The organism is uncultured Aquabacterium sp., from assembly GCF_947366995.1.
In the GTDB taxonomy this organism is placed as follows: domain Bacteria; phylum Pseudomonadota; class Gammaproteobacteria; order Burkholderiales; family Burkholderiaceae_C; genus Aquabacterium.
On record NZ_CANBCC010000026.1, the window covers coordinates 1 to 25,118 of the forward strand.

Genomic DNA, 25,118 nt, shown 5'->3' on the forward strand with positions numbered 1-25,118 from the left:
CTTTTTCATGGGCGGCTCGGCCGGGCCGCGCTCACACCGGCAGGCTGAAGAAGAAGCGGGCCCCTGCCCCGGCCTCGCCTTCGGCCCACACCGTGCCACCGTGTCGTTCGACGATACGGCGCACGATGGTCAGGCCGATGCCGTTGCCCTCGACTGCCTTGCCATGCAGGCGCACGAACGGCTGGAACAGACTTCTGGCCTGCTCTGGCGTAAAACCCGGCCCGTTGTCGCGCACCTCGATCACGATCTGCGCGGAGGCCGTGTCCGAACGCACGCGCACTTCCGGATGGGCCATGAGGCCGGAGAACTTGATGGCATTGCCGATCAGGTTCACGAATACCTGCTGTAGCAGCACCGGATCGACGGTGGCGCGCGGCAGCGGTGTGGCGCTCACGCAGGCCACCGCATCGGCGCCGTGGCTGAGCCGCAGAACATCCAGCGCGCGGCCGAGCACGTCGCCGAGCTCGGTTTCATGCCGTTCGAGCTGCGCATGGGTGACCTTGGCCAACTCCAGCAACTGGCTCACGAGTTGCCCCAGGCGGTCGGCCTCCTGCTGCATGATGTCGAGGTAACGCGCAACCCGAACGAGGTCACCGGATTGCAGGCCTTGCTGGCAGACCTCGGCCAGACCCTTCATGCCGCCCAACGGCCCCCGAAGGTCATGCGAGACCATGTGATTGAAGGACTCGAGGTCGCTCACCAGCTCTTCCAGTTCGGCGGTGCGGTCCTTGACCCGCGCTTCCAGCGAGGCGTTGGCTTCGCGCAGCGAGGCTTCGGCCTGGCAGCGCCGCGCGATCTCCCGCTCCAGCTCCATGCGCAGGCGGCCCATGGCGGCCATCAGCAGCCCCAGCCCGACCACGGCCGAACCCATGACGCCCCAGCCGCGCAAGCCCTTCATGTCGGGCGCCACCACCAGGGGCCCGACGCCCAGCACCAGCACGGGGTGCAGGATGAAGACGACCGCCGCCAGCACGTAGGCGCCCCCGGCAAACGAACGCATGCGGCGCACGCACAGGAAGGCGAGGTAGGCGAAGATCACCCCCGAGGCCCAAGGCCCCGCCATGGCCCCGAGCCCCCCCACTCGAAGCCGGACCGCAGACCGAACCAGCCCAGCATCCCGCCGACCAGCCAGACCCCGGGCCTGCGCACGGGCTGCTCGATGTAGGCGCGGACCCCGACGTACAGCGCCGACAGGTTGAGGGCGGCCAGCAAGGCTGCCACGGTGGCCCACTCCGGTCGGGCGACCAGCGACGACGCAGACCCGACGGCACGCAGCAAGGTCAGCACCATCGCCAGTGCAAACCACCTCAGGCCCCAGGTGGGGCGCAGCCGATCGCCCACAGCGAAACTGCCCGCCAGAACCACCAGGAACCCGCTGGCTGCCAGCAGGGCACCCGCCGTGGCATCGCCCATGAACGTCATTGCCGTCTCCCTGCTCCAAGAGCCGAACGGCACGCCGCTTTACCGAGAAGCCAAGGTGCCGTCAGTGGTCGCCCAGCGTACACCAGGCCGGCGCACCGGGCGTCGATCGCGCAAGGGAAGCCACCCGGTGGGTCGGCTCACCAGCAGACCACGCCGGTGATCACCGTGGTGTCGTCGAGGTTGCGGGTGCGGCCTGTTTCGTTGAGTTCGAAGGTGCCACAGGCATCGCCCGTCTGCACCCCGGTCGGCGTGGCCGTGACGGTGAAGGCCGAGGCCGTCACCCCGGACAGCGCGAGGGTGTAGCCGGTCACGGAGGAGGCCGTGTAGCCGAAGTCGGCCAGGCTGCTGCTGTAATTGTTGATCTGACTGAAGCGCCGCTCCTGCCGCGCGGCGATGTCGAGCAAGGCGCTGCGCGCGTCGGCCCGACGGGACTTGCGCACGTAGTCGGTATAGCTCGGGTAGGCGACCGCAGCCAGGATGCCGACAATGGCCACTGCCACCATCAATTCGATCAGGGTGAAGCCGCGCGGGCGGTAAAGACGGATGGGCATGGAAAAACCTCTGCTCGGTCGCCATGCTCAGCGCAGGCGGATCCAGTTGACGCGTTTGCCCTTGCCCGAGGCGGAGGGCGTGACCTCGACCGCCGTGCCGGTACCGCGGTTGTTCTGCTGCACGAGCACTGTGCGGCCCTTGGTGGTGACAAAGCTCGGCGAGCCCGTGCCATTCAAGCCCACGCCGCCAATGCCGGTGTTGGTGGGCACCGCCACGCTGCTCGGAACCAGCGCATTGAAGAACGACGTGGTGGGCGCTGCGCCGGTGTCGGCCTGCACCGCCATCGTGAAGCCGGCCGACGCCGTCGTGGTGCAGCTCAGGGGCTGATCCACCGCCGGGATCAGCGTGTTGACGACCATCAGGCTGTTGAACATCACCGGGTTGAACACCACCTGCTCGTTGGTGCCCGGCAGCGCCATGCGCCAGCCCATGTGGTTGTTGGACGAGGCCTCGCTGCCGCACACGGTGCTGCCACGCCAGCACACGGCGGCGCGGCTCACGGCCCGGTAGCCGTTCACCTCGCCGTTCGTGCCGCTGACGGCGGTGATGGTCTGCGTGACCAGCTCGCTGGCCGCCACCGTCGGGTAGGCCGTCGCGCCTGTGATGGCGGCGTACCGTGCGGTGGTCCCGCCGATCTCGTTCCAGCGGGTCATGTCGGCGTCCCACACGCCAAACAGGTATTGCGTGCCGCTGGCGTACGAGGCGCCCGCGGTGGCGGTCTGCGGGAAGACCTGGCCCGTGCCCAGGTTGAGGATCACGCGCGGCGCACCGGTGGTCGACAGTGCGGACGACACGTTCACCCGTGTGGTGATCGGCAGGCCGCCGGTGGAGAAGACGGGGGTGCTGCGCACGGCCCAGTCCGAGGCCGTGCTGCTGGTCAGGTCGAAGCGCCAGACATGGCCGAACACGTCGCCAGCGTAGATGTAGTCGGTGATGCGGTCGCCATCGAGGTCGGCCGAGGAGACATAGGCGATGCCGTTCTTGCCGCTGGCACCAAGCGGGTCACGCGAGGGGCCGTAACCGGTGCTGAGAAAGCGCACGGTGGGCGCCCCCGACGTGGCGTTGAACGTGACGACGAAGATGCCGGCCACGCCGTTGGCGCTGTTGCGCCCGTTGCCGAAGATGACCGCCCACTCGCCGTTGTGCAGACGGCGGATGATCGGCGTGCCGTAGGTGTTGCCCAGGTTGTTGCCACAGCCCGTGGCCACGTTGGCGCAGGCGAGGTTGGCCGAGGTCCACTCCCCGATCACGAGGCTGGCCGCGTTCGCTTCCGAGAAGTTCGTCGGGTTGGTCACGTCCAGCGCATAGACGGTGCCGGTGCCGGTGGCCGTGCGGCTGGCGATCTGCCCCGTGGCGTTGCCGCCGCCGCCGAGGCCGCCCACCAGCCAGGTCCGCCAGGCGCCCTTGTAGAAGATCTCGCCCGTGCCAGGGGTGGCGTCGACGTAGGCGTTGTCGATGTAGCTCGGTGACGCGAAGCTGAGGGACGCGGTCGTCGAGTGGATGGTGTTGAGCACCTGGGCCGGCATGTAGCCCAACACCTCACGCCCGTCGTTGGCCGTGGTGGCGGTCGAGAAGTTGCCCGCGGCATCGTTCGCGCCTGCGCGGAAGCCATGCAGCCAGCCATCGTTCGAGCCCGCGTAGACCACATGCGGGCGGGTGGCGTACGTGCTCTGGAAGGTGCTGTAGTTGGCCTCCACCCCCTGGGTGCCGGTGAGCCGGTCACGCCAGGTGTCCGGGTAGTTCGTGGTCGGCGGCCCCACCCAGGTCGGGCTGGCGTTCTGGATGTCGCCCAGCACGCCGGTGCGCGTGCGGAAGGTGCCGGTGCCCGATGAGGTGATCTCCTGGCTGCGGTCCCCGCGCAGGTAGCTCAGGCGCGAGGACGTGGCCGTGGCATCCCCGGCCGTGAGGGCGTTACGCTGGGCCGTGGTCAGGTTCGTCCACTGGAAGGGGATGCCCTGCGTGCCATTCCAGGTCAGCAGCGCACGGCTGGTCGGCCCTTGCGCCGTGACGGTGGTGCCGCCCGTGGCCTGGCACGTGCCGCCGGTGAGCACACAGTGCGCGTCCCAGTTTGCCGTGCTGGCCACGCTGATGCTGTCCGTGGCGCTGTCGTACAGCAGGCTGTTGGCAGTCAGCTGCCCCCAGTTGTTGGTGGCGTGGTAATAGGCCAGGTAGACCTGTGTGCCCGCCTGCACCCGCGAGGCCTGCTGGGCGTTCACCCCGGCAGAGCTGCTGGAGGTGGCGATCTGCTCGGCCTTGAAGCAGGTGATTTCGTGGACGTTGCTGCCGCCGCCGGTACTGGCGCTGAAGCCGACGCGGAATGTGGAGGGCAGTGGCCCGTTCGATGCAGTAATGGATTGATTGGTGAGCACCGGCGTGGCGGCCCCGCCGTTGTAGCTGTACGAAAGACTCAGCAGCCCGCTCTGCGTGATGCGCAGTGAATACGTGATCGGTATGGCGCTTCCGCGCCGGGGAGATGTGACGGCTTGTTGATTGGCGATGGGCTGCGTTGAGGGGAGCGTCACCGAGTTGAGGTACGGGTAGTTCAAAACCCGCGTACCGTCGCTCAATCGCCCGCTCCTGCAAACGTCCTGCACAGCTTTGACGCGGCCGGCCGCGGTGGTGGTCCCCGGATAGCGGGTCGGGTAGGTCTCATTCAGCCACCCCCAACTGACACTCCCGCCGCCTCGCAGCACAATGGACCCTGGGGAAAAACCCGGGCCAGTGTTTGTGGTGTCGTCCCTGTTCGAAAAGTTGCCGAACTCGTCGATGCCTAGGCCGATGTAGCCGCCCCGAACACCGTCCGGTGCGTCCTTCGCGTTGCCACAGCTGTATCCAAGCGACCCGCCGTACGACCCCTCGCCATCCGAAGTCGGCCGTGCGCCGTCCATTAAGAAGAAGGCTAGGCCGTCTGCCCCTTTGCCGTCGTAGTTGTTACCGCCATAGGTCACGCTTGTGAAAGTGACCTGCAAGCCTTGCGTGGACGGAAATGGGAAATCAGACACCACCGTGCCGGATTGGTTGGTCCCATTACTGCCGTCCCGCGTGGTGTCGCCGTTGGTGAGCCGCAATGCGCCTTGCCCCACGGGGTCGGGCAGTCGACCCGCTACCCCTCCAACCTGAACCTTGCCGCTGTAATACGGCAGGCCATTGCATCCGGGAATGCGGGTGGCACTCGCGCTGGCGGCCGAGTAGGTGCCAGCAGTCAGACATGCCCCGCCCAAGCTGCGCCACTCGTACGACGAGGTCGCCCCCGTCAACGTGTCACTGATCACCAGCTGCGTGCTGGCTGCCATTGGCCACAAGGCGGCGATGCTCGAGGCGACGGGTCGAAGCACGGAGAAAGGCCTTGCCATGGAGAAGCCTCAGGGGTTGTCGAGCGCCGTCACCTGCGCGGTGAGGGCGTAGGTGGACTGCACCACCGAGACCGACGTGCCGTTGCCGCCGATGCCGTAACTGGTGACCTGATAGTAGGGCGTGCGGCCGTCGGGCCCCAGCCCCAGCGAGGTGATGTAGAAGCCGGGCAGCTGTGCATGGCGCTGTACGCCGGTGTCCGACGAGCCCACCGCCATGCCGGCGGGCTGGTAGGTGAAGCGGGCCGGCCAGTTGGCGGGCTCGGTCACGATGGCGCGCTGCGCGCTGGTCGTGCTGGCACTGCCGTACAGAGGCGCATCACACACCTTGGCCAGGCTCACCGACGTCACCGCTGTCGTGCCCGCAGCGCAGGTGTTCAGGTTGCCGGTGTAGGCCGTGCTCAGCCAGTTCTCGGCAAACTGCAGCGTGGTCTGGGCGGCCGCGTAGGCACGCTGGTGCTCGCGCACGTCGCCCGCAATGCGCTCTTCGCCGACCACCTTGCGGAACAGCGTCACGCTCAGCACGGTCATCACCAGCAGCAACAGCAGCGCGGTCACCAGTGCTGCACCGCCTTGTGCACCCGGGCCGGACGGCGCCCGCCTGCCTTTGTCGATCTCGCTCATATGTAGTTGGCCAGGTTGATCACCTGCTGCCAGGTGCGCTGCCCATTCACGAAGGTCAGCTGGATGCGCACCGTCAGCACGCGACTCCACTCGTCGTCGCTCATCTGGGCGGCCGTCTTGTAGCGACTGACATTGCGGTCGGTGTCGAAGGTGGTGGCCGTCTCGTGCACCCCGAACGACACCGCCAGCCGGCTGACGTTGGCCAGGATGGGCTGAGCCGCCTCGCCGTCATCGACCTCGCACACCAGCTCGTTGCTCGCGTTGACGCTCAGCGCATTGAGGTAGAGCCGGGCCGTGCCTGCCGTGCCCTGGTTGGTGTCGCCCTTGCAGTTGAAGATGCCGTCACCCGACAGCGTCTGAAAGCGCACATACAGCGTGTCGCCCGTGGCGCCGGTGCCCGCCTTGGCCGCCACCGCCTGGCCCGCCGAGAACTTCGGCACGCTGGCCGTGGCTGCCCGGGCCGGCAAGGCGTCGGCCCGGGCGTTGCGTGCCGGGTTCACGTGGTAGCCCGCCGCCTGCACGGTGGTGCGGATCATCTGCACCGCCATGCGCTGCGCGTCCTGCAGCTGCGACTGCGTGTCCTGCGCCAGGTAGGTGGCCTTCATGTTGATGAAGACGCCGATGGCGCTGGCCACGACCAGCAGCCCGATGGCCACGGCCACCATCAGCTCCACCAGCGTGAAGCCGGTCTGCCTCGGGCGAGCAGAAGGGCAGCGGCGCGTCATGGCTGGACGTAATGGGTCAGGCTCTGATTGGACGTGCCGCCGGTGCTGCCGTGGATGGCAGGCAGGTTCTCGCGCCACTGGATGGTGAGCGCGGCGTTGACCGCGCCCGCGCCATCGGGCGGCTGCAACACCAGGCTGGCCCCGATGAGGGCATCCCCCAGTTGCGACTGGAGATTCGCCGCCCAGGCCTTGAGATCGTAGGCTGCAAGTTCGGTGGTCGAGCAGGTGCCCGCCGAACAGTCCCGGGTCGCGGTGGTCAGGTCGTTCTGCGACAACGTCACCCCGCCGTCGCTCGCCGGCGTGACGCTCACGGTCAGCGCGGTGGTGCGGCCCCGAGCCAGCCCACGCCAGTAGGCCGGGTTGCCCTCCATGGCCGCCGCCAGGCTGGCCGCAGAGAGCGACACCAGCGAGCGCTGCCCGGACGAATACGTGCTCTTGAGCACCAGGGCCTGCGTCTTGGCCACACCCAGCAGGCCCAGGCCCAGCACCAGCAGGGCCACCGCGGCCTCGAGCAGCGCATAACCCGCCTGCCTGCGACGCACGGGCCCGACACGGCGCGCGGCATTCATGTGCACGCACTCCCGTCATACGCACGTTCCTGCACGCGCCCCACGCGGTTGAGAACGACACAGCGTGTCGCCGCGTTGCTCACGGGGGTGGTGTGGATCGTCCAGGTCACGGCGGCGCCGAGGTTGAACGCAAAGCCGTCACGGCTGAAGGTGATCCCGGAGGTGGTGTTGCTCGCGGTGACGACATCGCCACCCGAAAAACCGGATTGCACGCGCACGATGCGGTCCCCGGCGTCCACCGCGCGGTTGGCATCCTGGTCGACAAAGAGGATCCAGCCGCCCTGCCAGGTGTTGGCCCCCGAGCACGACGTGCCGTTCGTGGACGCGCACAGCGTGACGGGCAGGCCCTGGCGCAAGGCCTCGGCCCGCGCCACGCGCATCGAGGCAGTGAGCGTGTTCATTTCAGTGAGCGTGCGATTGGCCTGTACGATCGGCTGGAACGCAGGCGCCGCCACGGCCATCAGAATGACGGACACGGTCAGCACCACCATCAGTTCGATGACCGTGAACCCACGGCACGCCGTCGGCCCGCCGCATGCGCGCCTGCCCGCCCGGCTTCGCGCCTTGTCCACCCGCATCACCATCCTCAACACTGCAAGACTTCGCCAGAGTGTAAGGAACGATTTCACGAGCCGAGAAGTGCAAAAGACCGGAATCCAAGACTCTTCTTGTTGTTTAGGCGCAGCGACCGCGTCCGCCGCACGCCGGGCCGAACGACCCCGGGCGGAGGCCCGATGAGCCGGCGCATCCTCGGCATCGACCCCGGTCTTCAGACAACCGGCTTCGGTGTGGTCGAGACCGATGGGCCGCGGCTGCGTTACCTGGCCAGCGGCACCATCCGGACCAAGGAGGCGGCCCAGGGCGACCTCCCCAACCGCTTGCGCCTGATCTTCGAGGGCGTGCGCGAGGTGGTGGCGCGCTATGAACCGACCGATGCCTCGGTGGAGATCGTGTTCGTGAACGTGAACCCGCAGTCGACCCTGCTGCTCGGTCAGGCCCGTGGCGCCGCCATTGCCGGGCTGCTGTCGTCGGCCACCTCACCCAAGGTGTCTGAATACACCGCCCTGCAGATGAAGAAGGCCGTGGTGGGCCACGGGCACGCGGCCAAGGCCCAGATCCGGCACATGGTGATGCGGCTGCTGGAACTGCCGCGCGAGCCGCACAACGACGCGGCCGACGCGCTGGGGCTGGCCATCTGCCACGCGCACGCCGGCCACGCCATGGCGCAGATGGCCCGCATGACGGACCTCAGCCGCCGCACGCACGCCCAGATCAAGGGCGGGCGCGTGTACTGAGGCTCACTGGCCGTCCTTGATCAGCCGCCCCGATGCGGGCTGCACCGGCCGCGCGTTCATGGGATACAGGCGGCTGAACACGCCGATCTGCTCACGCGAGATGCCTGCGGGCTGTTTCATCACCAGCCACAGCACCCCTTCGCTGCACGGCGGCGTGGTGAGCGAGCCCATGTAGGTGTAGTACTGCCGGGCCTCGGGCAGCAGGCGGTTCAGATCTACCGGCTGCTGGGCGGCCTGTTCCAGGTGCTTTTCCAGCGGCAGGTTGTTCCACACCTGCTGCACGACGGGGTTGGCCGGGCCGGCATCCAGCAGCACGGCCACCACGGCCAGGCGCCCTTCCGGATCCTTGTGCACGAGGTGGGCCACCATCTCGAACTGCCGACCGTTGATGCGCTCCTCGCTGGGCCGGTGGAAATGGAACTGCAGCAGTTCGTAGCGGCGGCCACTGACCGTGATGCCGTTGCCCGCGTCCACGTTGACCTGCACCGTGTGGCCGTTGTCCGTCACCCGGAAGGCGCTGGGCCGGTAGTCGAACGCGATCGGGTCGAGCTCGACCGGGATGCCGTCGCGGATGTCGATGGGGCTCTGGCGCTTGCCCAGCATGCACTGGCGGTACTCGGGCTTGAGCTGACCCCAGCTCTCCGGGCCCGTGGCGCCGCCATAGGCCCAGTGCACCTCGTGGCCGTGCGGGTCGACCACGCTGCCACCGCCCGCGCCAGCCCGGGTGGGTGCGGCCTTGCTGACCGTGGCACGGGCGCCGCGCACGGGCACGCGCACCACGGCCGGCCCTTCGCGCCGCGCGCGCACCTCGTTGATCTTCTGGTCGATCATGTCGCGCAGCTCGGTCATGGAGACGTTGCTGGCCGCGCCGGATGCCGCGGGAATCGGCTTGGCCGCCGCCTTTGCCGCATGCCCCTCACCGTGGGCCTCGGCCGTGTGGGCATCCGCCGCGTAAGACAGGCCGATCGACAGCATGACAAGGCTGGCGTAGTACTTCAGGCGCTGGCTGGCGTGGCGGAGGTCGAGGTCGGACATGGTGGGGATGTGAAAAGGGTCACTCCCCGGGTTGTCGGACGCCGCCGCCCCGAACTTGAATGAGGCGGCCGCGGGCGATGCCTCATCGTGAAAAAAGTGTGAAGTCGGCCGATAGGCCGGATTCTGTGCAGCCCGGCGTCTTGCAACGCCAGACCGTGACCGCCATTCCTCTGGGCCGCCTGTCGCCAGAGCGGCTCGGTGCCACCTACCCGCACACTCCCCGGGCCAGGTCATCGTGTGCCTATTTGGTGTTGCTGCGCGTAGAGATTGCCCGTTTCACCCGAACTGAATCGGCTCGTCTCTGTTGCTCTGATCCTCACCTCGCGGTGGAGAGGTGTTACCTCCTACGCTGCCCTGTGCAGTCCGGACCTTCCTCCAGTGCGCCCTTTCGGGCCTTGCACCAGCGGCGGTCTGGCCAACTTCACCCACGCATTATCGCCGCTGCAGCGTGATCCACGCGAACAGGCCCACCAACATCAGCAACAGCGAGGCCACGGCCAGCGCCACGGTGTCGTGCATCACCATGGGCACCACCACACCGGCCACCACGCCGTTGGACAGCGCCCCGACGAAGGCCTGCATCGACGCCGCCATGCCGCGCCGGTCGGGATACAGATCGAGCACCATCAGCGTGACGACGGGCGTCATCATGGCCCAGCCCAGCGCATACAGGCCGATCGGGATGAGCGACCAGCTCACGTGCGCCGGCATCAGCACGTTGGCGACCAGGTTCAGCACCGACACGGCCAGCATCACGCCCAGGCCGATGCGGATCTGGCGGTCGCGTTCGATGCGCCCGGCCAGCCGCCCGCTGATCCAGGCGCCGCCCATGATGCCGCTGATCGTGCACAGAAAGAACCAGAAGAACTCGGTGGGCGCCAGATGCAGGTGCTCGCCCAGGAACGCCGGCGCCGCCAGCACGTAGAGGAACATGCCGTTGAACGGCACGCCACTGGCCAGCGCCAGCAGCAGAAAACGCGGGCTGGTGCCGATGGCCACATAGCCGCGCATCAGGTTGCGCAGCACGAAGGGCTGCCGGTGCCCCACATGCAGGGATTCAGGCAGCAAGCGCCAGTTGGCCAGCCACAGCACCGCGCCCACGCCGGTGAGGAACCAGAACACCGCATGCCAGCCGAGATGGGCGAAGAGGAAGCCGCCGATGATGGGCGCGATGGCTGGCGCAATGCCGAAGAACAGCGTGACCTGCGACATCACCCGCTGGGCATCGGCCGGGGGAAACAGGTCGCGGATGACCGCGCGCGACACGACGATGCCCGCACCGGTGGACAGCCCTTGCAGCGCCCGGAAGAACACCAGCTGCCCGATGCTCGTCGACATCGCACAGCCGGCCGAAGCGAGCGTGAACACCGCAATGCCCGTGAGCACCACCGGCCGGCGGCCCAGGCTGTCGGACAGCGAGCCGTGGAACAGGCTCATGAAGGCAAAGGCAAACAGGTAGGCCGACAGTGTCTGCTGGATCTGCACGGGCGTGGCCTGCAGGTCGGCCGCGATGCCTGAAAACGCCGGCAAGTAAGTGTCGACCGCGAACGGGCCCAGCATGCCGAGCGCCGCCAGCAGCACCGACAGCAGCCACATCGGCGCGCGCCACAGCGCCCGGGCGTCAGGGTGCATGCTCACAAGCCCGCCTGCTGCAGCGCCTGCACGAACACCTCGGGCCTCTGGAAGCCGACCACACGGGCTTGCGGCACCGGTTGCCCCTGCGCGTTCCAGAACAGGATGCCGGGTGGCCCGAACAGCTGGAAGCGCGCCAGCAGCGCCCGGTCGTCGTCGTTGTTTGCCGTCACGTCGGCCTGCAGCAGCACCGCGCGCTGAACACGCTGTCTGACAGCTTCATCGCGGAAGGTCAGCTGCTCCATCTCGACGCACGAGACACACCAGTCGGCGTAGAAGTCCAGCATCACGGGCCGGCCTTCGGCCGCGGCCCGGGCCAGGGCCGCATCCAGCTCGGCCACGTTGCGCACGCGCTCGAACGGCAGCACGCTGCGGTGGGCACCCACGGCAGCCTGCTGGCCCGTCACCTGGGCCACCAGCACCGGCCAGGCCGGCCGGGTCACCCAGGCCGCCATCACGAGCATCAGCACGCCGAACAGCGCCTTGACCGCCTTCATCCACGGCCCCGTGCGCGGCAGCAGCGTGCCGGCCGAAAGGCCCACGAGCAGCAGCGGCACGCTCATGCCCCAGGCCATGGCGTACAGCGCGCCGCCGCCCAGCCACACGTCCCGCGTCTGGCTGATGTAGAGCAGCGCGCCGGCCAGCGGCGCCGACACACACGGGCTGACGATCAGCGCCGACACCACGCCCATGGCAAATACGCTGAGGAAACGCCCGCCGGGCAGGTGCTGCGTGCCCTCGCCCAGCCAGCTCTGCACCGCCGCCGGCAGGCGCAGCTCGTACAGCCCGAACATCGACAGCGCCAGCAGCACCATCAGCGCGCCAAAGCCGAGCACCACCCAGGGGTGCTGCAGGTAGGCGGCCAGGCCCTGGCCCAGCAGGCCGGCGGCCACGCCGAGGCCGGTGTAGACCAGCGCCATGCCCTGCGAATAACTCAGGGCCAGCGCAAAGCCGCGCCCCCGGCTGACGCGCCCCTGCTGCCCCACGATGATGGACGACAGAATGGGCACCATGGGCAGCACGCACGGCGTGAGCGACAGCAGCAGGCCCGCCAGCAGGAACACCGGCAAGACCACCAACAGCCGTCCGGAGGCGAGCGCCTGGCTCACGCGGTCGCCATCGGCATCGGCGGGCGCCGCCGGGGCCGCGGCAGGCTGCGGCACAGCGGGCACCGTCGCACTGCCCAGCAGGCGCCCGCCCCCCGGCGCGGCCAGCGCCACCGAGCCCCCGGCCGGGCGCACGCCCTGCAAGGCACCATCCGGCCCGATCTGGAGTTCGTAACGCCGGGTCTGCGGCGGGTAACACAGACCGGCATCCGCACAGCCCTGGTAGACGATGGTGAGCAGGGGCTCGCCGCGCAGCCCGGCCGGCAGCACCACCTCGCCCGAAACCGGCCCGTGGTAGACCTCCATCACCTTGTCGAACGTGGCATCGTGCTTGGATTCGCCGGGCGGCAGGCGCCAGCTCAGCGCCTCGGGGGCCGCGCGCTCGCCCGTCTGCAGGCGGGCTTCGAACCGCTCCCGGTAGAGGTACACCCCGGGCACTTGCGCGATGTCGACGCGCACGGCGTGCTTGCCGGCCACGCCCACGCTCGGCCGGAAAGCCTGGTCGGCGGGCAGGAAATCCTCGGCGCGCGCACCCTGCGGCCACAGCGCCACCATGATGAAGGTCAGACAGAGCAGCACAACCGCGACGCCCTGCTCCACAAGGCGGCCGCCGCGCATCAGAATCGGTGTTTGCAGCATGGCCCGCATTCTGCCCGGCCCGCGTCGTATGCTCTCAGGCGCTTTGTGCATAAGGTCTTTATGACCGCGGAGAGAACCACCATGAAAGCCTCATCCATCCTCGACACCATTGGCCGCACCCCTCACGTCCGCATGAACCGCCTGTTCGGCGCGGCGCCCGAGGTCTGGATCAAGGCCGAACGCGCCAACCCCGGCGGCTCGATCAAGGACCGCATCGCCCTGGCCATGGTGGAAGACGCCGAACGCAGCGGCGCCCTCCAGCCCGGCGGCACCATCGTCGAGCCCACCTCGGGCAACACCGGCATCGGCCTGGCCATGGTGGCCGCGGTGAAGGGCTACCGCCTCGTCCTGGTCATGCCCGACAGCATGTCGATCGAACGCCGCCGCCTGATGCTCGCCTATGGCGCCCAGTTCGACCTCACGCCGCGCGAGAAGGGCATGAAGGGTGCGATCGAGCGCGCCAAAGAGATCGTGGCCACCACGCCCGGCGCCTGGATGCCGCAGCAGTTCGAGAACCCGGCCAACATCGCCGTGCACGAGCGCACCACCGCCCAGGAGATTCTGGCTGACTTCCCCGAGGGCCTCGACGCCCTGATCACGGGCGTGGGCACCGGCGGCCACCTGACGGGCTGCGCGAAGGTGCTGAAGGCGGCCTGGCCGAAGCTGAAGGTCTTCGCGGTCGAGCCCAAGGCCTCGCCGGTGATCTCGGGCGGCAGCCCGGCGCCGCACCCCATCCAGGGCATCGGCGCCGGCTTCGTGCCGGCCAACCTGCACACCGACCTGCTCGATGGCGTGATCCAGGTGGAAGCCGAAGACGCCCGCGAATACGCCCGCCGCGCCGCCCGCGAGGAAGGCATGCTGGTCGGCATCTCGTCGGGCGCCACGCTGTCCGCCATCGCCCAGCAACTGGCCGAATTGCCCGAGGGCGCCCGCGTGCTCGGCTTCTGCTACGACACGGGCGAACGCTATCTGTCGGTGGAAGGCTTCCTGCCCGCCTGACGCCTTCTCTCGCCTTACGGGCCGCGTGGCCCCGCCCTGCCATGCCCAGACGTTTCGGCCGCTTCGACGCGGCCCACTCCCCGTGGCCGATGCTGATCGCGCTGACCGCCAGCGTGCCGGCCTTCTACGACTCCATGATGCCCACCCCCGCCACGTGGGCGACGTGGATGTACCTGCTCAGCGGCACGGTGGTGTTGGTGTCCGCCTGGCGGGTGCGGCAGGCGCTCCGGAAGCTGGGGCCCGCGCCCGACGACCAGAGTCACACCTGGGGCCATCACCCCATGGAGTTGCGGCTGGACTGGTTTCTGGGTGCGGCCCTGCTGCTCAACGCGGTGCTGCCGCAAAGCAATGAATCCGAGCCGGCGCTGATCTGGCGCCTGGCGATCGCGGTGCTGATGCTCTACCGGCTGCTGAAGATCAGCAAGCCGCTGTTCACCGAGACCGGTCTGGCCCGGCTGCTGGGCATGGGCGCCACCGTCATCGGCCTGTGCGGCATCGGCTTCTACTGGCTCGACCCGGGGGTGACTTCGCTGCACGAGGGCCTGTGGCTGGCGTTCTCCACCGCCGCAACCGTCGGCTATGGCGACGTTGTGCCAAGCAGCACCGCTTCGCGCGTGTTCTCGGTCTTTGTGGTGCTGCTGGGCTACGGCCTGCTGTCGCTGGTCACGGCCAGCATTGCGGCCATGTTCGTCGGCACGCAGGAGCGCAAGGTCGAGCGCGACATCCTCCGTGACATGCACGCGCAGATCCGCTCGCTGCGACAGGAAATCACCGGTCTGCGGGAAGAAATCCGCGCGTTGCGGGCGGAGTCACCCGCCTCATCCGATCCTCCCAGCGGGCCTTGAGCCCGCCCGGGCTCAGCGCAGACGCCAGCGCAGCGTCTCGCCGCCACGCAGCGGCTTGATCACGGCCTCGCCGAAGGGCAGGCTTTCCGGCACCACCCAGTCTTCGCGCGCCAGCGTGATGCGGTCGGTGTTGCGCGGCAGACCGTAGTAGTCCGGGCCGTGGAAGCTGGCAAAGCCTTCCAGCTTGTCGAGCGCACCGGCGGCCTCGAAGGCTTCGGCATACAGCTCGATGGCGCACGGCGCGGTGTAGCAGCCGGCGCAGCCGGAGCTGTTCTCCTTCAGGTGCGAGGCGTGCGGCGCGCTGTCGGTGCCCAGGAAGAACTTCGTGCTGCCGCTCGTGGCGGCCTGCACCAGCGCCAGGCGGTGCTCTTCGCGCTTCAGGATGGGCAGGCAGTAGTAGTGCGGGCGCACGCCGCCCATGAAGATGGCGTTGCGGTTGTACAGCAGGTGCTGGGGCGTGATCGTGGCGCCCACGAAGCGGTCGGCCTCGGTGACGTACTGCGCGGCCTCCTTGGTCGTGATGTGCTCGAACACGATCTTCAGTTCGGGGAAGTCGCGGCGCAGCGGGATCAGCTTGTCGTCGATGAAGGCCTTCTCGCGGTCGAACACGTCGACCTCGCTGTCGGTCACCTCGCCGTGCACGCAGAGCACCAGGCCCTCGCGCTGCATGGCTTCGAGCACCTTGTAGGTCTTGCGCAGGTCGGTCACGCCAGCGTCGCTGTTGGTGGTGGCGCCGGCCGGGTAGAGCTTGAAGGCCACGGCGCCCATGGCCTTGGCGCGGGCCGCCTCTTCGGCCGGGGTGTTGTCCGTCAGGTAGAGCACCATCAGCGGCTCGAAGGCCACACCGACCGGCACCGCCGCGCGGATGCGGTCGCGGTAGGCCACGGCCTGCTCGGCCGTCGTGATCGGCGGACGCAGGTTGGGCATGATGATGGCGCGGGCGAACTGAGCCGCCGTGGCCGGCACGACCGAAGCCATGGCCGCGCCATCGCGCACGTGCAGATGCCAGTCGTCGGGGCGGGTCAGGGTCAGCGTGGCGGGCGCGGTGTCGGTCATGGCAGAGCGGGTTCGGTGTGGAATCAGTCGCCATTTTCGCACCGCCGCCTGCCTGCAGGGCCGGTAGGATCACGGCAAGGTCGCCATCCGAGCGGCTGCATCAGGAAGGACCATGAATTCGCTTTCTTCTTCTCCCTCGCGCTTCGGCGCGGTGTTCAAGGGCGTCCTGCTCGTCGTGGGTGCGCTCTTCGCGCTGTCTCTCATCAACCCCGTGGTCGTCATCACCGCCGGCGAGCGCGGCGTCAAGACCACCTTCGGCAAGCCAGATGACGCGGTCTACGAGCCGGGCATTCACTTCAAGGTGCCGCTGGCGCAGTCCATGCACCTGATGGACGTGCGCATCCAGAAGGGCGAAGGTGAAGGCGACGCCGCCTCGCGCGACCTGCAGTCGGTGCACACGCGCATTGCCATCAACTACCACCTCGATCCACGCCGGGTGGTGGACGTGTTCCGCTCGATCGGACCAAGCACCGACATCGCGGCCGACCGCATCATCATCCCGGCTGCGCAGGAGGCCGTGAAGGCCGTCACAGCGCGCTTCACGGCCGAAGAGCTGGTCACACGCCGCACCGAGGTGCGCGATGCCATCGGCGGCCTGCTCAAGCAGAAGATGGAACGCCACGGCCTGATCCTCGACGAATTCGCCATCGTGAACTTCGCGTTTTCGCGCTCGTTCGCCGAGGCCATCGAGGCCAAGGTCAAGGCCGAACAGGAGAAGCTCAAGGCCGAACGCGACCTGCAGCGCATCGAGGTGGAGGCCAAGCAGAAGGTCGCCTCGGCCAGGGCCGAAGCCGACGCGCTGGCCCTGCAACGCCAGCAGGTGACGCGCGAACTGCTGGAGCTGCGCAAGGTGGAAAACGAGCGGGAGGCCATCCGCAAGTGGGATGGCAAACTGCCCAACGTGACGGGCGGCACCGTGCCGTTCATCCAGGTCAAGCCCGATTGAACATGGCTGGCGGCCGCGGGCTGCCCGCCCAGGAGTACCGCCCATGGCCATCCCTCGCCACCCGTCTTCTCGCCACATGGCCCTTGCGGCCAGCCTCGCCCTGTCGGTGCTGACCGGGTGCGTCAGTGCCCCGGCGCCCGACGCGGCCGCGCGGGCCTCCTACCTCGAAACGCCGGCCCCGCGAATCGAGCGCAAGGAGCTGATCGTCGGCGTGACCGACGACAACGTGCTGGTCACGTTCAACGGCAGCGCGCCCGAGCAGATCCTCAGCCGTCAGCCACTGCAAGGGCTGGCAGCGGGCGAGGCGCTGGTGGGCATCGACTACCGGGTCGCGAGAGGCCTGCTGTACGGGCTGTCCACCCAGGGCCGACTGCTGCGCATCGACCGTACCACGGGCCAGGCCACGCCCGTGGGCGAGCCGGTGACGATGCCGGCCGGCGCCCACGTTGGCTTCGACTTCAACCCGACGGTCGACCGCATCCGCGTGGTGACCGACGCCGGCGCCAACCTGCGCCTGCACCCCGACACCGGCGCCGCCGTAGATGGCAACCCGCAGCAGCCGGGCGTCCAGCCCGATGGCACGCTGCGTTACGCGCCGGGCGACCTGCTCGAGGGACGCCCTGCCCGCATCGTGGCCGTGGGCTACACCTACAACGCCGACAACGACAAGATCACCACGAACTACGCGATCGACGCGCAGACGCGCCACCTGTCCATCATGGGCTCGCTGGAGGGCACGCGGCCCGAGGTCTCGCCGAACACGGGCTTGATGCGCTCGGTGGGGCCACTGGCCATCGACGGGTTCGACGACGCCGCCTTCGACATCGCCGACACCAACAACCGGGCCTACCTCGCCACCCGCCGCGGCACCGACCGGGCCACGCGGCTGTACGAGGTCGATCTGAAATCGGGCCAGGCCCGCTTCATCGGCGGCGTGGGCCAGGGTGTGGTGCTGCGGGGCCTGGCCATCGAGCCCTGATCCGGCCAGCGCGGGGCTGGCTCAGGCCTCGTGCTGCTGCAGGCGCCACATCTGCGCATACCGGCCGTTCGCGGCCAGCAGCTGCGGGTGCGTGCCGCGCTCGATGATGCGGCCCTGATCCATCACCAGGATCTCGTGCGCGTGCACGATGGTCGACAACCGGTGCGCGATCACCAGCACCGTCTTGCCCTGGCCGACGGCCGCCAGCTCGGCCTGGATGGCGCGCTCGTTCGCCGAATCGAGCGCCGAGGTCGCCTCGTCGAACACGAGGATGGGTGGGTTCTTCAGCAGCGTGCGGGCAATGGCCACGCGCTGCTTCTCGCCGCCCGACAGCTTCAGGCCGCGCTCGCCCACCATGGTGTCGTAGCCCGCCGGTGTGGCCTCGATGAAATCGTGGATGTGCGCCGCCCTGGCCGCCTGCTCCACCTGCTCGCGCGTGGCGTCGGGGCGGCCGTAGGCGATGTTGTAGGCCACGGTGTCGTTGAACAGCACGGTGTCCTGCGGCACGATGCCGATGTGCCGGCGCAGGCTGTCCTGCGTGAGGCTGCGGACATCGTGGCCATTCACGGTGATGCGGCCGCCCTGCACGTCGTAGAAGCGGTACAGCAGCCGCGCCAGCGTCGACTTGCCCGAGCCCGACGGGCCCACCACGGCCACCGTCTGCCCGCCCGGAATCTCGAAGCTCACGTCGTGCAGGATGGGACGGGACGGGTCGTACGCGAACTGCACATGGTCGAACCGCACGGCCGGAGCCAGGTGGTCCTTGATCAGCAGCGGACGGGCGTCGGCGGCGTCGGCCACCTCGCGCTCGCGCGCCATCAGCGTGAACATCTTGTCGAGGTCGGTGAGCGACTGCTTGATCTCGCGGTAGATCACGCCCAGGAAGTTCAGCGGGATGTAGAGCTGGATCATGAAGGCATTGACCATGACCAAGTCGCCCACCGTCATGCGCCCGTCAACCACGCCCTGCGTGGCTCGCCACAGCATGGCGATCAGGGCCGTGGCGATGATGGTCTGCTGCCCGGCGTTGAGCAGTGACAGCGTCTGCTGCGTGCGCACGGCCACCTTGCGCAGACGCTCCAGCGCCTCGTCATAACGCCGGCCCTCGAAGGCCTCGTTGTTGAAGTACTTGACGGTCTCGTAGTTCAGCAGCGAATCGACCGCGCGCGTGTGCGCCTTGGAATCGAGCTCGTTCATCTCGCGCCGAAAACGGGTGCGCCACGTGGTCACGCCCACGGTGAAGCTCACGTACAGCACCAGCGCTGCCACCGTGATCCACACGAACACCATGTCGAACTTGCTGCCCAGCAGCGTCAGCACCAGCGCCACCTCGATCACCGTGGGAACGATGCTGTAAAGCGAGTACGAAATCAGCGAGTGCACCGCGCGCGTGCCGCGCTCGATGTCGCGGGTCATGCCGCCCGTCTGGCGCTCGAGGTGAAAGCGCAGGCTCAGCGCATGCAGGTGCGAGAACACCTCCAGCGAGATGCGCCGCGCCGCGCCCTCGGTGGCCTTGGCGAACACCAGCTCGCGCAGCTCGGTGAACACCGAGGTCGACAGGCGCAGCAACCCGTAGCCCAGCAGCAGCCCGGCGGGCACGGCCAGCAGCGCCTGCGGGCTGCCCGCATCGGGCGCCAGGCGGTCCACCAGGTTCTTGAGGACGAGCGGCACGCTCACGTTGGCCAGCTTGGCGCCCACCATGAAGGCCAGCGCCAGCATCACCCGGCCCTTGTAGGCCCACAAATAGGGCCACAGGCGAGCCAGGGTCTGGCGTTCGCTGTGCTGTGGGGCGGCGGAGGGGGAGCCGGCTGGGGTCTCGGCGGCAGGAACGTGTGCGTAGCGGCGCATTCTGGAACAATCACGGGTCAGACCGAAGACGCAGATTGTCTGCCTGATTGCCCATGACCGTCGTTCCCCGCCCCAACACCCTTCTGACCCCCGCCGATCTGCATCCCGACATGGAGCTCGTCATGCGGGTCATGCCCATGCCCAAGGACGCCAACGGCAATGGCGACATCTTCGGCGGCTGGATCATGGCCCAGGTCGATCTGGCTGGCTGCGTGCTGCCCGGCCGCATCTCGCGCGGGCGCGTGGCGACCGTCGCCGTCAACGAGTTCGTTTTCCGCAATGCGGTGTCGGTGGGCGACCTGCTGTCGTTCTACGCCCGCATCGAATCGGTGGGCCGCACGTCGATGAAGGTGCATGTCGAGGTCTGGGCCGAGCGCCAGCCCACCGACCCGATCCTCGTGAAGGTCACCGAGGCGCACATCACGTACGTCGCCATCGACCTTGAAGGCAAGCCCCGGCCCGTGCCTGCGGCCTGATCCGCCCCTCGGTCCTTACCCGCGGGTTGCGGCAGGTCAAGCGAGCCGGCAGCGCACCGCGCGCGACGCCACCCTGTCGCCGGGCGCCCACCGCGGTCTGTGCGACCATGTCGGCCTTATGGACGCGCTCACCTCGACCTCCCTCGATCAGGTTCCCGATGCCCTTCACCAGCAAGGCTGGGCCCTGCTTCGCCCGGCCGTGCTGCTGGACTGGCTTCACAGCGACGCCGCCACGGCCGACGCCCTGCACGCCAGCTGGAACGACCTGCCGCCCGACCAGCACCTGCGCGACGGCGGGCACTACCGCTTCCGCCGTCACAGCTGCTTCACGCTCGACATCGCCGACGGCACACTGACCCAGGTGCAGCACCGCGCGCACTGGCAACCGGTCACCTACAACGCACTGCACGGCGGCTTCGAGCGCTGGTTCGAACCCGTCGCACCGGCTATCTGTGCTCACCCGCTGTGGCAGGGGCTGCTCACGCAGATCGGTCAGCTGCTGGCGCGCGTCAAGCCCGTGGACCGCTGGTACATCGAGGCCCACCAGTTCCGGGTCGACACCACCGGTGGCATCGGTCGGCCGACGCCGGAGGGCGCTCACCGCGATGGCGTCGACTTCGTGGCCGTGCTGATGCTCGAGCGCCATGCCATCAAGGGCGGCGAGACCCGGGTCTTCGAAGCCGACGGCCCGCGCGGCGTGCGCTTCACGCTGACCGAGCCCTGGAGCACCATGCTGATCGACGACGAGCGCGTGATCCACGAATCGACGCCGATCCAGCCCCTGGGCGACCACGGCTGGCGCGACACGCTGGTGCTCACCTTCCGCCAGGGCGGCTTCCAGGGGCCGTAAGCGCGACGACCCGAGGCGGCGTCAGGTGCGCCGCCAGTCCTTGTTCAACAGGTGGCGGCCCTCGTTCTGTGCCACCACGACGCGATCGCGCCCGGTGCGCTTGGCGGCGTACAACCCTTCGTCGGCACGGCCCAGCACGTGGGCCCAGTCTTCATCAGGCAGGCTGCGCGCCAGGCCGATGCTGACGGTCAGCTGCAGCATCCCGCCCAGCGTGTCGATCATGATCTGAGACACGACCTGGCGCAGCCGCTCGGCCACGCCGCGCGCGTCGTCCAGATCGGTGCTGCTTAGCACCACCAGGAACTCCTCGCCACCGATGCGGCCCACCCGGTCACCGTCGCGCAGGTTACCGCGCAGGCAGTCGGCCACGCGGGTCAGCGCTTCGTCGCCGATGGCGTGACCGAAGCGGTCGTTGATGGATTTGAAATGGTCGACATCGACCATGAGCAGGCACAGCGGCTGCCGGGTCTGACGCCGGTCGGCGTGCAGTCCTTCCAGGTGGGCGAGGATGGCGCGCCGGTTGAGCAAGCCCGTCAGCGCATCACGGTCAGCCAGATCGGCCAAACGGTGCTCCAGCGCCTTGCGCTCGGTGATGTCGAGGATGGTGCCCACCAGACCGCACACAACGCCCTGCTCATCTCGCACCGCCGCCTTGTAGAACAGCACGTGCAGCCGTTCGCCATTGGGGCGCTGCACTTCCGCTTCGTAGCGCTGCTCGCCTCCGGCCTGCATCAAGGCCTCATCGGCCGCCTGGTAGACACGGGCGAGCTCGGGCGGAGACAGGTCGAACACCGACATCCCGAGCAGCTCCTCTGGCCGCTTGCCCATCAGCTCGGTGAAGGCGCGGTTGCACCCTTGGTAGCGGCCGGCGCGGTCCTTGAAGAAGACCGGCGTGGGCAGCGCGTCCAGCACGGACTGGACCAGGGTGGAAGGCAGACGGATGTCGAACAAGGCGGGTCAGGACGGCAGCGCACGGCGCCACCACGTAGAAGACCGGAAGGGGCCCATTATGCGCGCCGCCCCTGCCTTTGACACCACCCTGGCGAGACTTACTTCGCATTCTGCCGACCCGCATCGCCCGTAAGGCGCGACAGTTCATGGACAGGCCTTTAACAGGCCCGTCCGTTTCAGCACTTCGAAAAATCGGGCTTGCGCTTTTCCATCACCGCGCTGATGGCCTCGCGGGCGGCCGGGCCGCGCAGCAGCTCACCGAAGGACTGGAACTCGTCGATCATGGCCTGGGCCAGACCGGTCATCGGCTTCTTCATCAGCGCCTTCGTGGCGCGCAGCGAGGTGGCCGGCTTGGCGGCCAGCTTGGCGGCCTGCGCCTGGGCGTATCCGTTCACTTCGTTGGGCGGCAGGATGCGGTTGACCAGGCCCATCTCCAGCGCCTCGTCGGCGTAGAAGGCCTCGCCCAGCAGCAGCTTTTCGGCCGCGCGCTGGTAGCCCAGCAGCTGCGGCAACAGCAGGCTCGAGCCGCCCTCGGCGCACACGCCCAGGTTGACGAACGGCAGGCTGAAGGCCGCGTTGTCACCCGCGTAGACCAGGTCGCAGTGCAGCAGCAGCGTCGTGCCGATGCCCACGGCCGGGCCGCACACGGCCGCCACCACGGGCTTGGGGAAGGTGCGCAGCGCTTCCAGGAAGCGCACCACCGGGGCCGGCTCGGCGCCCGGCGACAGGTCGGCCGGCTTGCTCAGGAAGTCGGCCAGGTCGTTGCCCGCGGTGAAGACCTCGACCGCCCCCTGGAACACCACCACGCGCACGGCGTCGTCCTGGGCTGCCTCGGTCAGGGCGTCGGCCAGCGCCGAGTACATCGCGGTCGTGATCGCGTTCTTCTTCTCGATGCGGTTGAAGGTGAGGGTCAGCACCGCGCCTTCGACGTGGGCGAGGATGGGATCGGACATGAGAGGTCTCCTGAAGGATGCGGTTCGAGAGGCAGGGGCCGGAATCAAGGCGCCATGTTAGGGCGTCAGGCGGCCTGCCGGGAGGGTTCAGCCGTGTCGGCCTGCGGTGTCACGCCCAGCCAGGCCAGGCTGTGTGCCCAGCCGCGCGGGCCCGTGCGAGCGTGAAAGAAATCGAAGTGGCCCACGCGCGCCGCCCCGATGTCCTGCGGACGCAGGTGGAGGTGGCGCACGGTGGTGCCGGTGTAGCCCGCGTGCACGGCGCGGATCCCGCGCGCGCTGGCCATCGTGTCGTCGGTGAAGAGCACGGCCGTGATCGGCTTGCGCACCGCGGCGTACGCGGCCACTACTTCGGCCCCTTCGCTGAACAGGAAGTCGGAGCTGGCACACCAGCGCTTCCACTGCGCGACGATGCCCCGCGGCAGGTCACCCACCGCGTTGATCCGCCGCCCGGCGAAATAGCCGTGACGCGCCACGCTGAGCGGCACCACCACATGCCAGAACAGCCCCATCCACGGCCGCAGCCGCGGCGCCAGGTGACGCGTGAAGCCGCTGCCGCTGCCCAGCGTCACGACGTGGTCGATCTGCGGGTGCTGCGGCATCATCCCGAACAGGATGCCGCCCATGCTGTGGCCGAACCAGCTGATGGGCAGCCCCGGGTGGCGTTCGCTCACCAGCGCCATGATGGCCGGCGCATCGTGCCGCGCCCAGTCGGTCAGGCGGGCGCGATAACGCTTCAGGTCGGCCGGGGCCGACTCGCCCATGCCGCGCCAGTCGAGCGTGTAGACCACGCAACCATGGCCGGCCAGCCAGCGTGCATAGCGGTCATAGAACGACTGCGGCACACCCAGCGCCGGCGCCACGATGACGGCGCGCTGCACCGTCGCCCCCTCCAGCGGCCGGAAGGCCCGGGCCGCCAGCGTGTGGCCATCGTCGGTGTGCAGGTGGAGGTGTTCGAGGTGTTCCATGGTGGCGAGGCGTTCAAGAAAAAGCCCGCACGGCGGCGGGCTTTCTCAGGCGTCCAGCGCGATGGGGCCGATTACAGGCTGTCCACGCGCTCGAAGATGCCGGCAGCGCCCTGGCCGGTGCCGATGCACATCGTCACCATGCCGTACTTGCCGCCAGTGCGACGCAGGCCGTGCACCACGGTGGCGGCACGGATGGCGCCGGTGGCACCCAGCGGGTGGCCCAGAGCGATGGCGCCGCCCATGGGGTTCACCTTGGCGCGGTCCAGCACGTAGCCCTTGCTGTCCAGATCCTTCAGCACGGCCAGCGACTGGGCGGCGAAGGCTTCGTTCAGCTCGACCCAGTCCATGTCCGAGGCCTTCAGGCCGGCATATTCCAGAGCCTTGGGGATGGCTTCGATCGGGCCGATGCCCATGATCTCGGGCGGCACGCCCTTGACCGCGAAGGCCACGAACTTGGCCAGCGGCTGCAGACCGTACTTCTCGCAGGCTTCCTTCGAAGCCAGGATCAGGCAGCCAGCGCCGTCCGAGGTCTGCGACGAGTTGCCGGCCGTGACCGAACCCTTGGCCGCGAACACCGGGCGCAGCTTGGCCAGGCCTTCCATCGAGGTGTCGGGGCGCGCGCCTTCGTCACGGGTGATGACCTTCTTGGTGACGGTCACCTCGCCGGTCTCGAGGTTGGGCGTGCGCACTTCCACTTCGATCGGGGTGGTCTCGGCGTCGAACCAGCCAGCCTGCTGGGCGGCGATGGCGCGGCGGTGCGATTCCACCGAGAAGGCGTCCTGCTCTTCACGGGTGACTTGCCACTTCTCGGCCACCTTCTCGGCGGTCATGCCCATGCCATAGGCGATGCCGACGTTCTCGTCGACGTTGACCACGGCCGGGTTGAACGAGGGCTTGGAGCCGCCCATGGGCACCATGGACATCGATTCCACGCCACCGGCGATCATGACTTCGGCTTCACCGACGCGGATGCGGTCGGCGGCCATCGACACGGCGGTGATGCCGGCCGCGCAGAAGCGGTTCACGGTGGCACCGGCCACGGTCTTGGGCAGACCCGACAGCAGCGCGGCGATCTTCGCCACGTTCATGCCCTGTTCGCCTTCGGGCATCGCGCAGCCGATGATGGCGTCTTCGATGGCGGCCGGATCCAGCGAGGGAACCTGCTTCAGGGCGTTCTTGATGGTGGCGACCAGCAGGTCGTCAGGACGGGTGTTCTTGAACACGCCACGGCCCGACTTGCCGATCGGGGTGCGGGTGGCGGCAACGACGTAGACGTCGCGGAGTTGCTTGGACATGTGTGT

24 protein-coding genes and 1 other RNA gene are annotated in these 25,118 nt (G+C 68.6%); 7 read left to right on the top strand and 18 right to left on the bottom strand.

All coding sequences use genetic code 11. The annotated features are described in order from the left end of the window. Positions 1–31: 31 nt before the first annotated feature. From Q0Z44_RS08935 to Q0Z44_RS08970, 8 genes are all read right to left on the bottom strand, one after another. Positions 32–1,063: a HAMP domain-containing sensor histidine kinase gene (locus Q0Z44_RS08935; protein ID WP_298011838.1), complete on the bottom strand. Its 1,032-nt coding sequence runs from the start codon at positions 1,061–1,063 to the stop codon at positions 32–34. After that, a complete protein-coding gene (locus Q0Z44_RS08940) occupies positions 1,036–1,422 on the bottom strand; it encodes a hypothetical protein (protein WP_298011840.1) in 387 nt (128 codons plus the stop codon). Before Q0Z44_RS08940 ends, Q0Z44_RS08935 begins: the two co-directional genes overlap by 28 nt. Positions 1,423–1,559: 137 nt before the next feature. Continuing rightward, on the bottom strand, positions 1,560–1,973 hold the full coding sequence (locus Q0Z44_RS08945; RefSeq protein ID WP_298011842.1) for a type IV pilin protein: 414 nt from the start codon (positions 1,971–1,973) through the stop codon (positions 1,560–1,562). 27 nt (positions 1,974–2,000) lie between these two features. Next, positions 2,001–5,267, bottom strand: a complete 3,267-nt coding sequence (locus Q0Z44_RS08950) for a PilC/PilY family type IV pilus protein (RefSeq protein WP_298011895.1) — start codon at positions 5,265–5,267, stop codon at positions 2,001–2,003. Between the two features lie 69 nt (positions 5,268–5,336). Continuing rightward, positions 5,337–5,948: a PilX N-terminal domain-containing pilus assembly protein gene (locus tag Q0Z44_RS08955; RefSeq protein ID WP_298011844.1), complete on the bottom strand. Its 612-nt coding sequence runs from the start codon at positions 5,946–5,948 to the stop codon at positions 5,337–5,339. After that, on the bottom strand, positions 5,945–6,673 hold the full coding sequence (locus Q0Z44_RS08960) for a PilW family protein (RefSeq protein WP_298011845.1): 729 nt from the start codon (positions 6,671–6,673) through the stop codon (positions 5,945–5,947). Before Q0Z44_RS08960 ends, Q0Z44_RS08955 begins: the two co-directional genes overlap by 4 nt. After that, positions 6,670–7,242, bottom strand: coding sequence for a hypothetical protein (locus Q0Z44_RS08965; protein ID WP_298011846.1), 573 nt, complete (start codon positions 7,240–7,242; stop codon positions 6,670–6,672). Before Q0Z44_RS08965 ends, Q0Z44_RS08960 begins: the two co-directional genes overlap by 4 nt. Beyond that, on the bottom strand, positions 7,239–7,826 hold the full coding sequence (locus tag Q0Z44_RS08970; RefSeq protein WP_366517594.1) for a GspH/FimT family pseudopilin: 588 nt from the start codon (positions 7,824–7,826) through the stop codon (positions 7,239–7,241). The genes Q0Z44_RS08965 and Q0Z44_RS08970 overlap by 4 nt, the downstream gene beginning before the upstream one ends. A gap of 150 nt (positions 7,827–7,976) precedes the next feature. Between Q0Z44_RS08970 and ruvC the strand changes: the two genes are divergently transcribed. Beyond that, complete coding sequence (ruvC, locus tag Q0Z44_RS08975) at positions 7,977–8,537, top strand: crossover junction endodeoxyribonuclease RuvC (protein ID WP_298011849.1); 561 nt, start codon at positions 7,977–7,979, stop codon at positions 8,535–8,537. A gap of 3 nt (positions 8,538–8,540) precedes the next feature. Here the strand turns inward: ruvC and Q0Z44_RS08980 are convergent, their stop codons facing one another. The 4 genes from Q0Z44_RS08980 to dsbD all read right to left on the bottom strand — a co-directional run bounded on the left by Q0Z44_RS08980 (position 8,541) and on the right by dsbD (position 12,949). Continuing rightward, on the bottom strand, positions 8,541–9,572 hold the full coding sequence (locus Q0Z44_RS08980; RefSeq protein WP_298011850.1) for a carbonic anhydrase family protein: 1,032 nt from the start codon (positions 9,570–9,572) through the stop codon (positions 8,541–8,543). Between the two features lie 96 nt (positions 9,573–9,668). Then, an RNA gene (gene rnpB / locus Q0Z44_RS08985) (RNase P RNA component class A) lies at positions 9,669–9,995 on the bottom strand. Positions 9,996–10,004: 9 nt separating this feature from the next. Continuing rightward, the gene (locus tag Q0Z44_RS08990) at positions 10,005–11,204 is read right to left on the bottom strand and encodes a multidrug effflux MFS transporter (RefSeq protein ID WP_298011896.1); all 1,200 of its coding nucleotides are present in this window, start codon (positions 11,202–11,204) and stop codon (positions 10,005–10,007) included. Positions 11,205–11,206: 2 nt separating this feature from the next. Beyond that, positions 11,207–12,949 (bottom strand): protein-disulfide reductase DsbD, encoded by a 1,743-nt coding sequence (gene dsbD / locus Q0Z44_RS08995; RefSeq protein ID WP_298011852.1) that lies wholly within the window; start codon positions 12,947–12,949, stop codon positions 11,207–11,209. 81 nt (positions 12,950–13,030) lie between these two features. Between dsbD and cysK the strand changes: the two genes are divergently transcribed. Together cysK and Q0Z44_RS09005 are read left to right on the top strand one after the other, a co-directional pair. Next, on the top strand, positions 13,031–13,948 hold the full coding sequence (gene cysK, locus Q0Z44_RS09000) for a cysteine synthase A (RefSeq protein WP_298011853.1): 918 nt from the start codon (positions 13,031–13,033) through the stop codon (positions 13,946–13,948). 41 nt (positions 13,949–13,989) lie between these two features. Beyond that, positions 13,990–14,793, top strand: a complete 804-nt coding sequence (locus Q0Z44_RS09005; protein WP_298011855.1) for a potassium channel family protein — start codon at positions 13,990–13,992, stop codon at positions 14,791–14,793. 12 nt (positions 14,794–14,805) lie between these two features. On the opposite strand, the gene pyrC is transcribed toward Q0Z44_RS09005, so the two are convergent. Next, a complete protein-coding gene (gene pyrC / locus Q0Z44_RS09010) occupies positions 14,806–15,849 on the bottom strand; it encodes a dihydroorotase (RefSeq protein ID WP_298011857.1) in 1,044 nt (347 codons plus the stop codon). A gap of 112 nt (positions 15,850–15,961) precedes the next feature. Here pyrC and Q0Z44_RS09015 point away from each other — a divergent pair, with 112 nt between their 5' ends. Further along, the gene (locus tag Q0Z44_RS09015; protein WP_298011858.1) at positions 15,962–16,795 is read left to right on the top strand and encodes a prohibitin family protein; all 834 of its coding nucleotides are present in this window, start codon (positions 15,962–15,964) and stop codon (positions 16,793–16,795) included. A gap of 43 nt (positions 16,796–16,838) precedes the next feature. Then, complete coding sequence (locus tag Q0Z44_RS09020; protein WP_298011861.1) at positions 16,839–17,774, top strand: DUF4394 domain-containing protein; 936 nt, start codon at positions 16,839–16,841, stop codon at positions 17,772–17,774. 21 nt (positions 17,775–17,795) lie between these two features. On the opposite strand, the gene Q0Z44_RS09025 is transcribed toward Q0Z44_RS09020, so the two are convergent. Beyond that, positions 17,796–19,622, bottom strand: a complete 1,827-nt coding sequence (locus Q0Z44_RS09025) for an ABC transporter ATP-binding protein/permease (RefSeq protein WP_298011863.1) — start codon at positions 19,620–19,622, stop codon at positions 17,796–17,798. Between the two features lie 53 nt (positions 19,623–19,675). Here Q0Z44_RS09025 and Q0Z44_RS09030 point away from each other — a divergent pair, with 53 nt between their 5' ends. Next, on the top strand, positions 19,676–20,098 hold the full coding sequence (locus tag Q0Z44_RS09030; RefSeq protein WP_298011864.1) for an acyl-CoA thioesterase: 423 nt from the start codon (positions 19,676–19,678) through the stop codon (positions 20,096–20,098). A gap of 118 nt (positions 20,099–20,216) precedes the next feature. Beyond that, positions 20,217–20,948: a 2OG-Fe dioxygenase family protein gene (locus tag Q0Z44_RS09035; RefSeq protein ID WP_298011866.1), complete on the top strand. Its 732-nt coding sequence runs from the start codon at positions 20,217–20,219 to the stop codon at positions 20,946–20,948. Positions 20,949–20,969: 21 nt separating this feature from the next. Here the strand turns inward: Q0Z44_RS09035 and Q0Z44_RS09040 are convergent, their stop codons facing one another. From Q0Z44_RS09040 to Q0Z44_RS09055, 4 genes are all read right to left on the bottom strand, one after another. Beyond that, positions 20,970–21,899, bottom strand: a complete 930-nt coding sequence (locus tag Q0Z44_RS09040; protein WP_298011868.1) for a diguanylate cyclase — start codon at positions 21,897–21,899, stop codon at positions 20,970–20,972. A gap of 176 nt (positions 21,900–22,075) precedes the next feature. Continuing rightward, on the bottom strand, positions 22,076–22,852 hold the full coding sequence (locus tag Q0Z44_RS09045) for an enoyl-CoA hydratase (protein WP_294635990.1): 777 nt from the start codon (positions 22,850–22,852) through the stop codon (positions 22,076–22,078). Between the two features lie 65 nt (positions 22,853–22,917). Further along, a complete protein-coding gene (locus Q0Z44_RS09050; protein WP_298011869.1) occupies positions 22,918–23,817 on the bottom strand; it encodes an alpha/beta fold hydrolase in 900 nt (299 codons plus the stop codon). A 71-nt stretch (positions 23,818–23,888) separates the two neighbouring features. Next, a complete protein-coding gene (locus Q0Z44_RS09055; RefSeq protein WP_298011870.1) occupies positions 23,889–25,112 on the bottom strand; it encodes an acetyl-CoA C-acyltransferase in 1,224 nt (407 codons plus the stop codon). Positions 25,113–25,118: the final 6 nt, after the last annotated feature.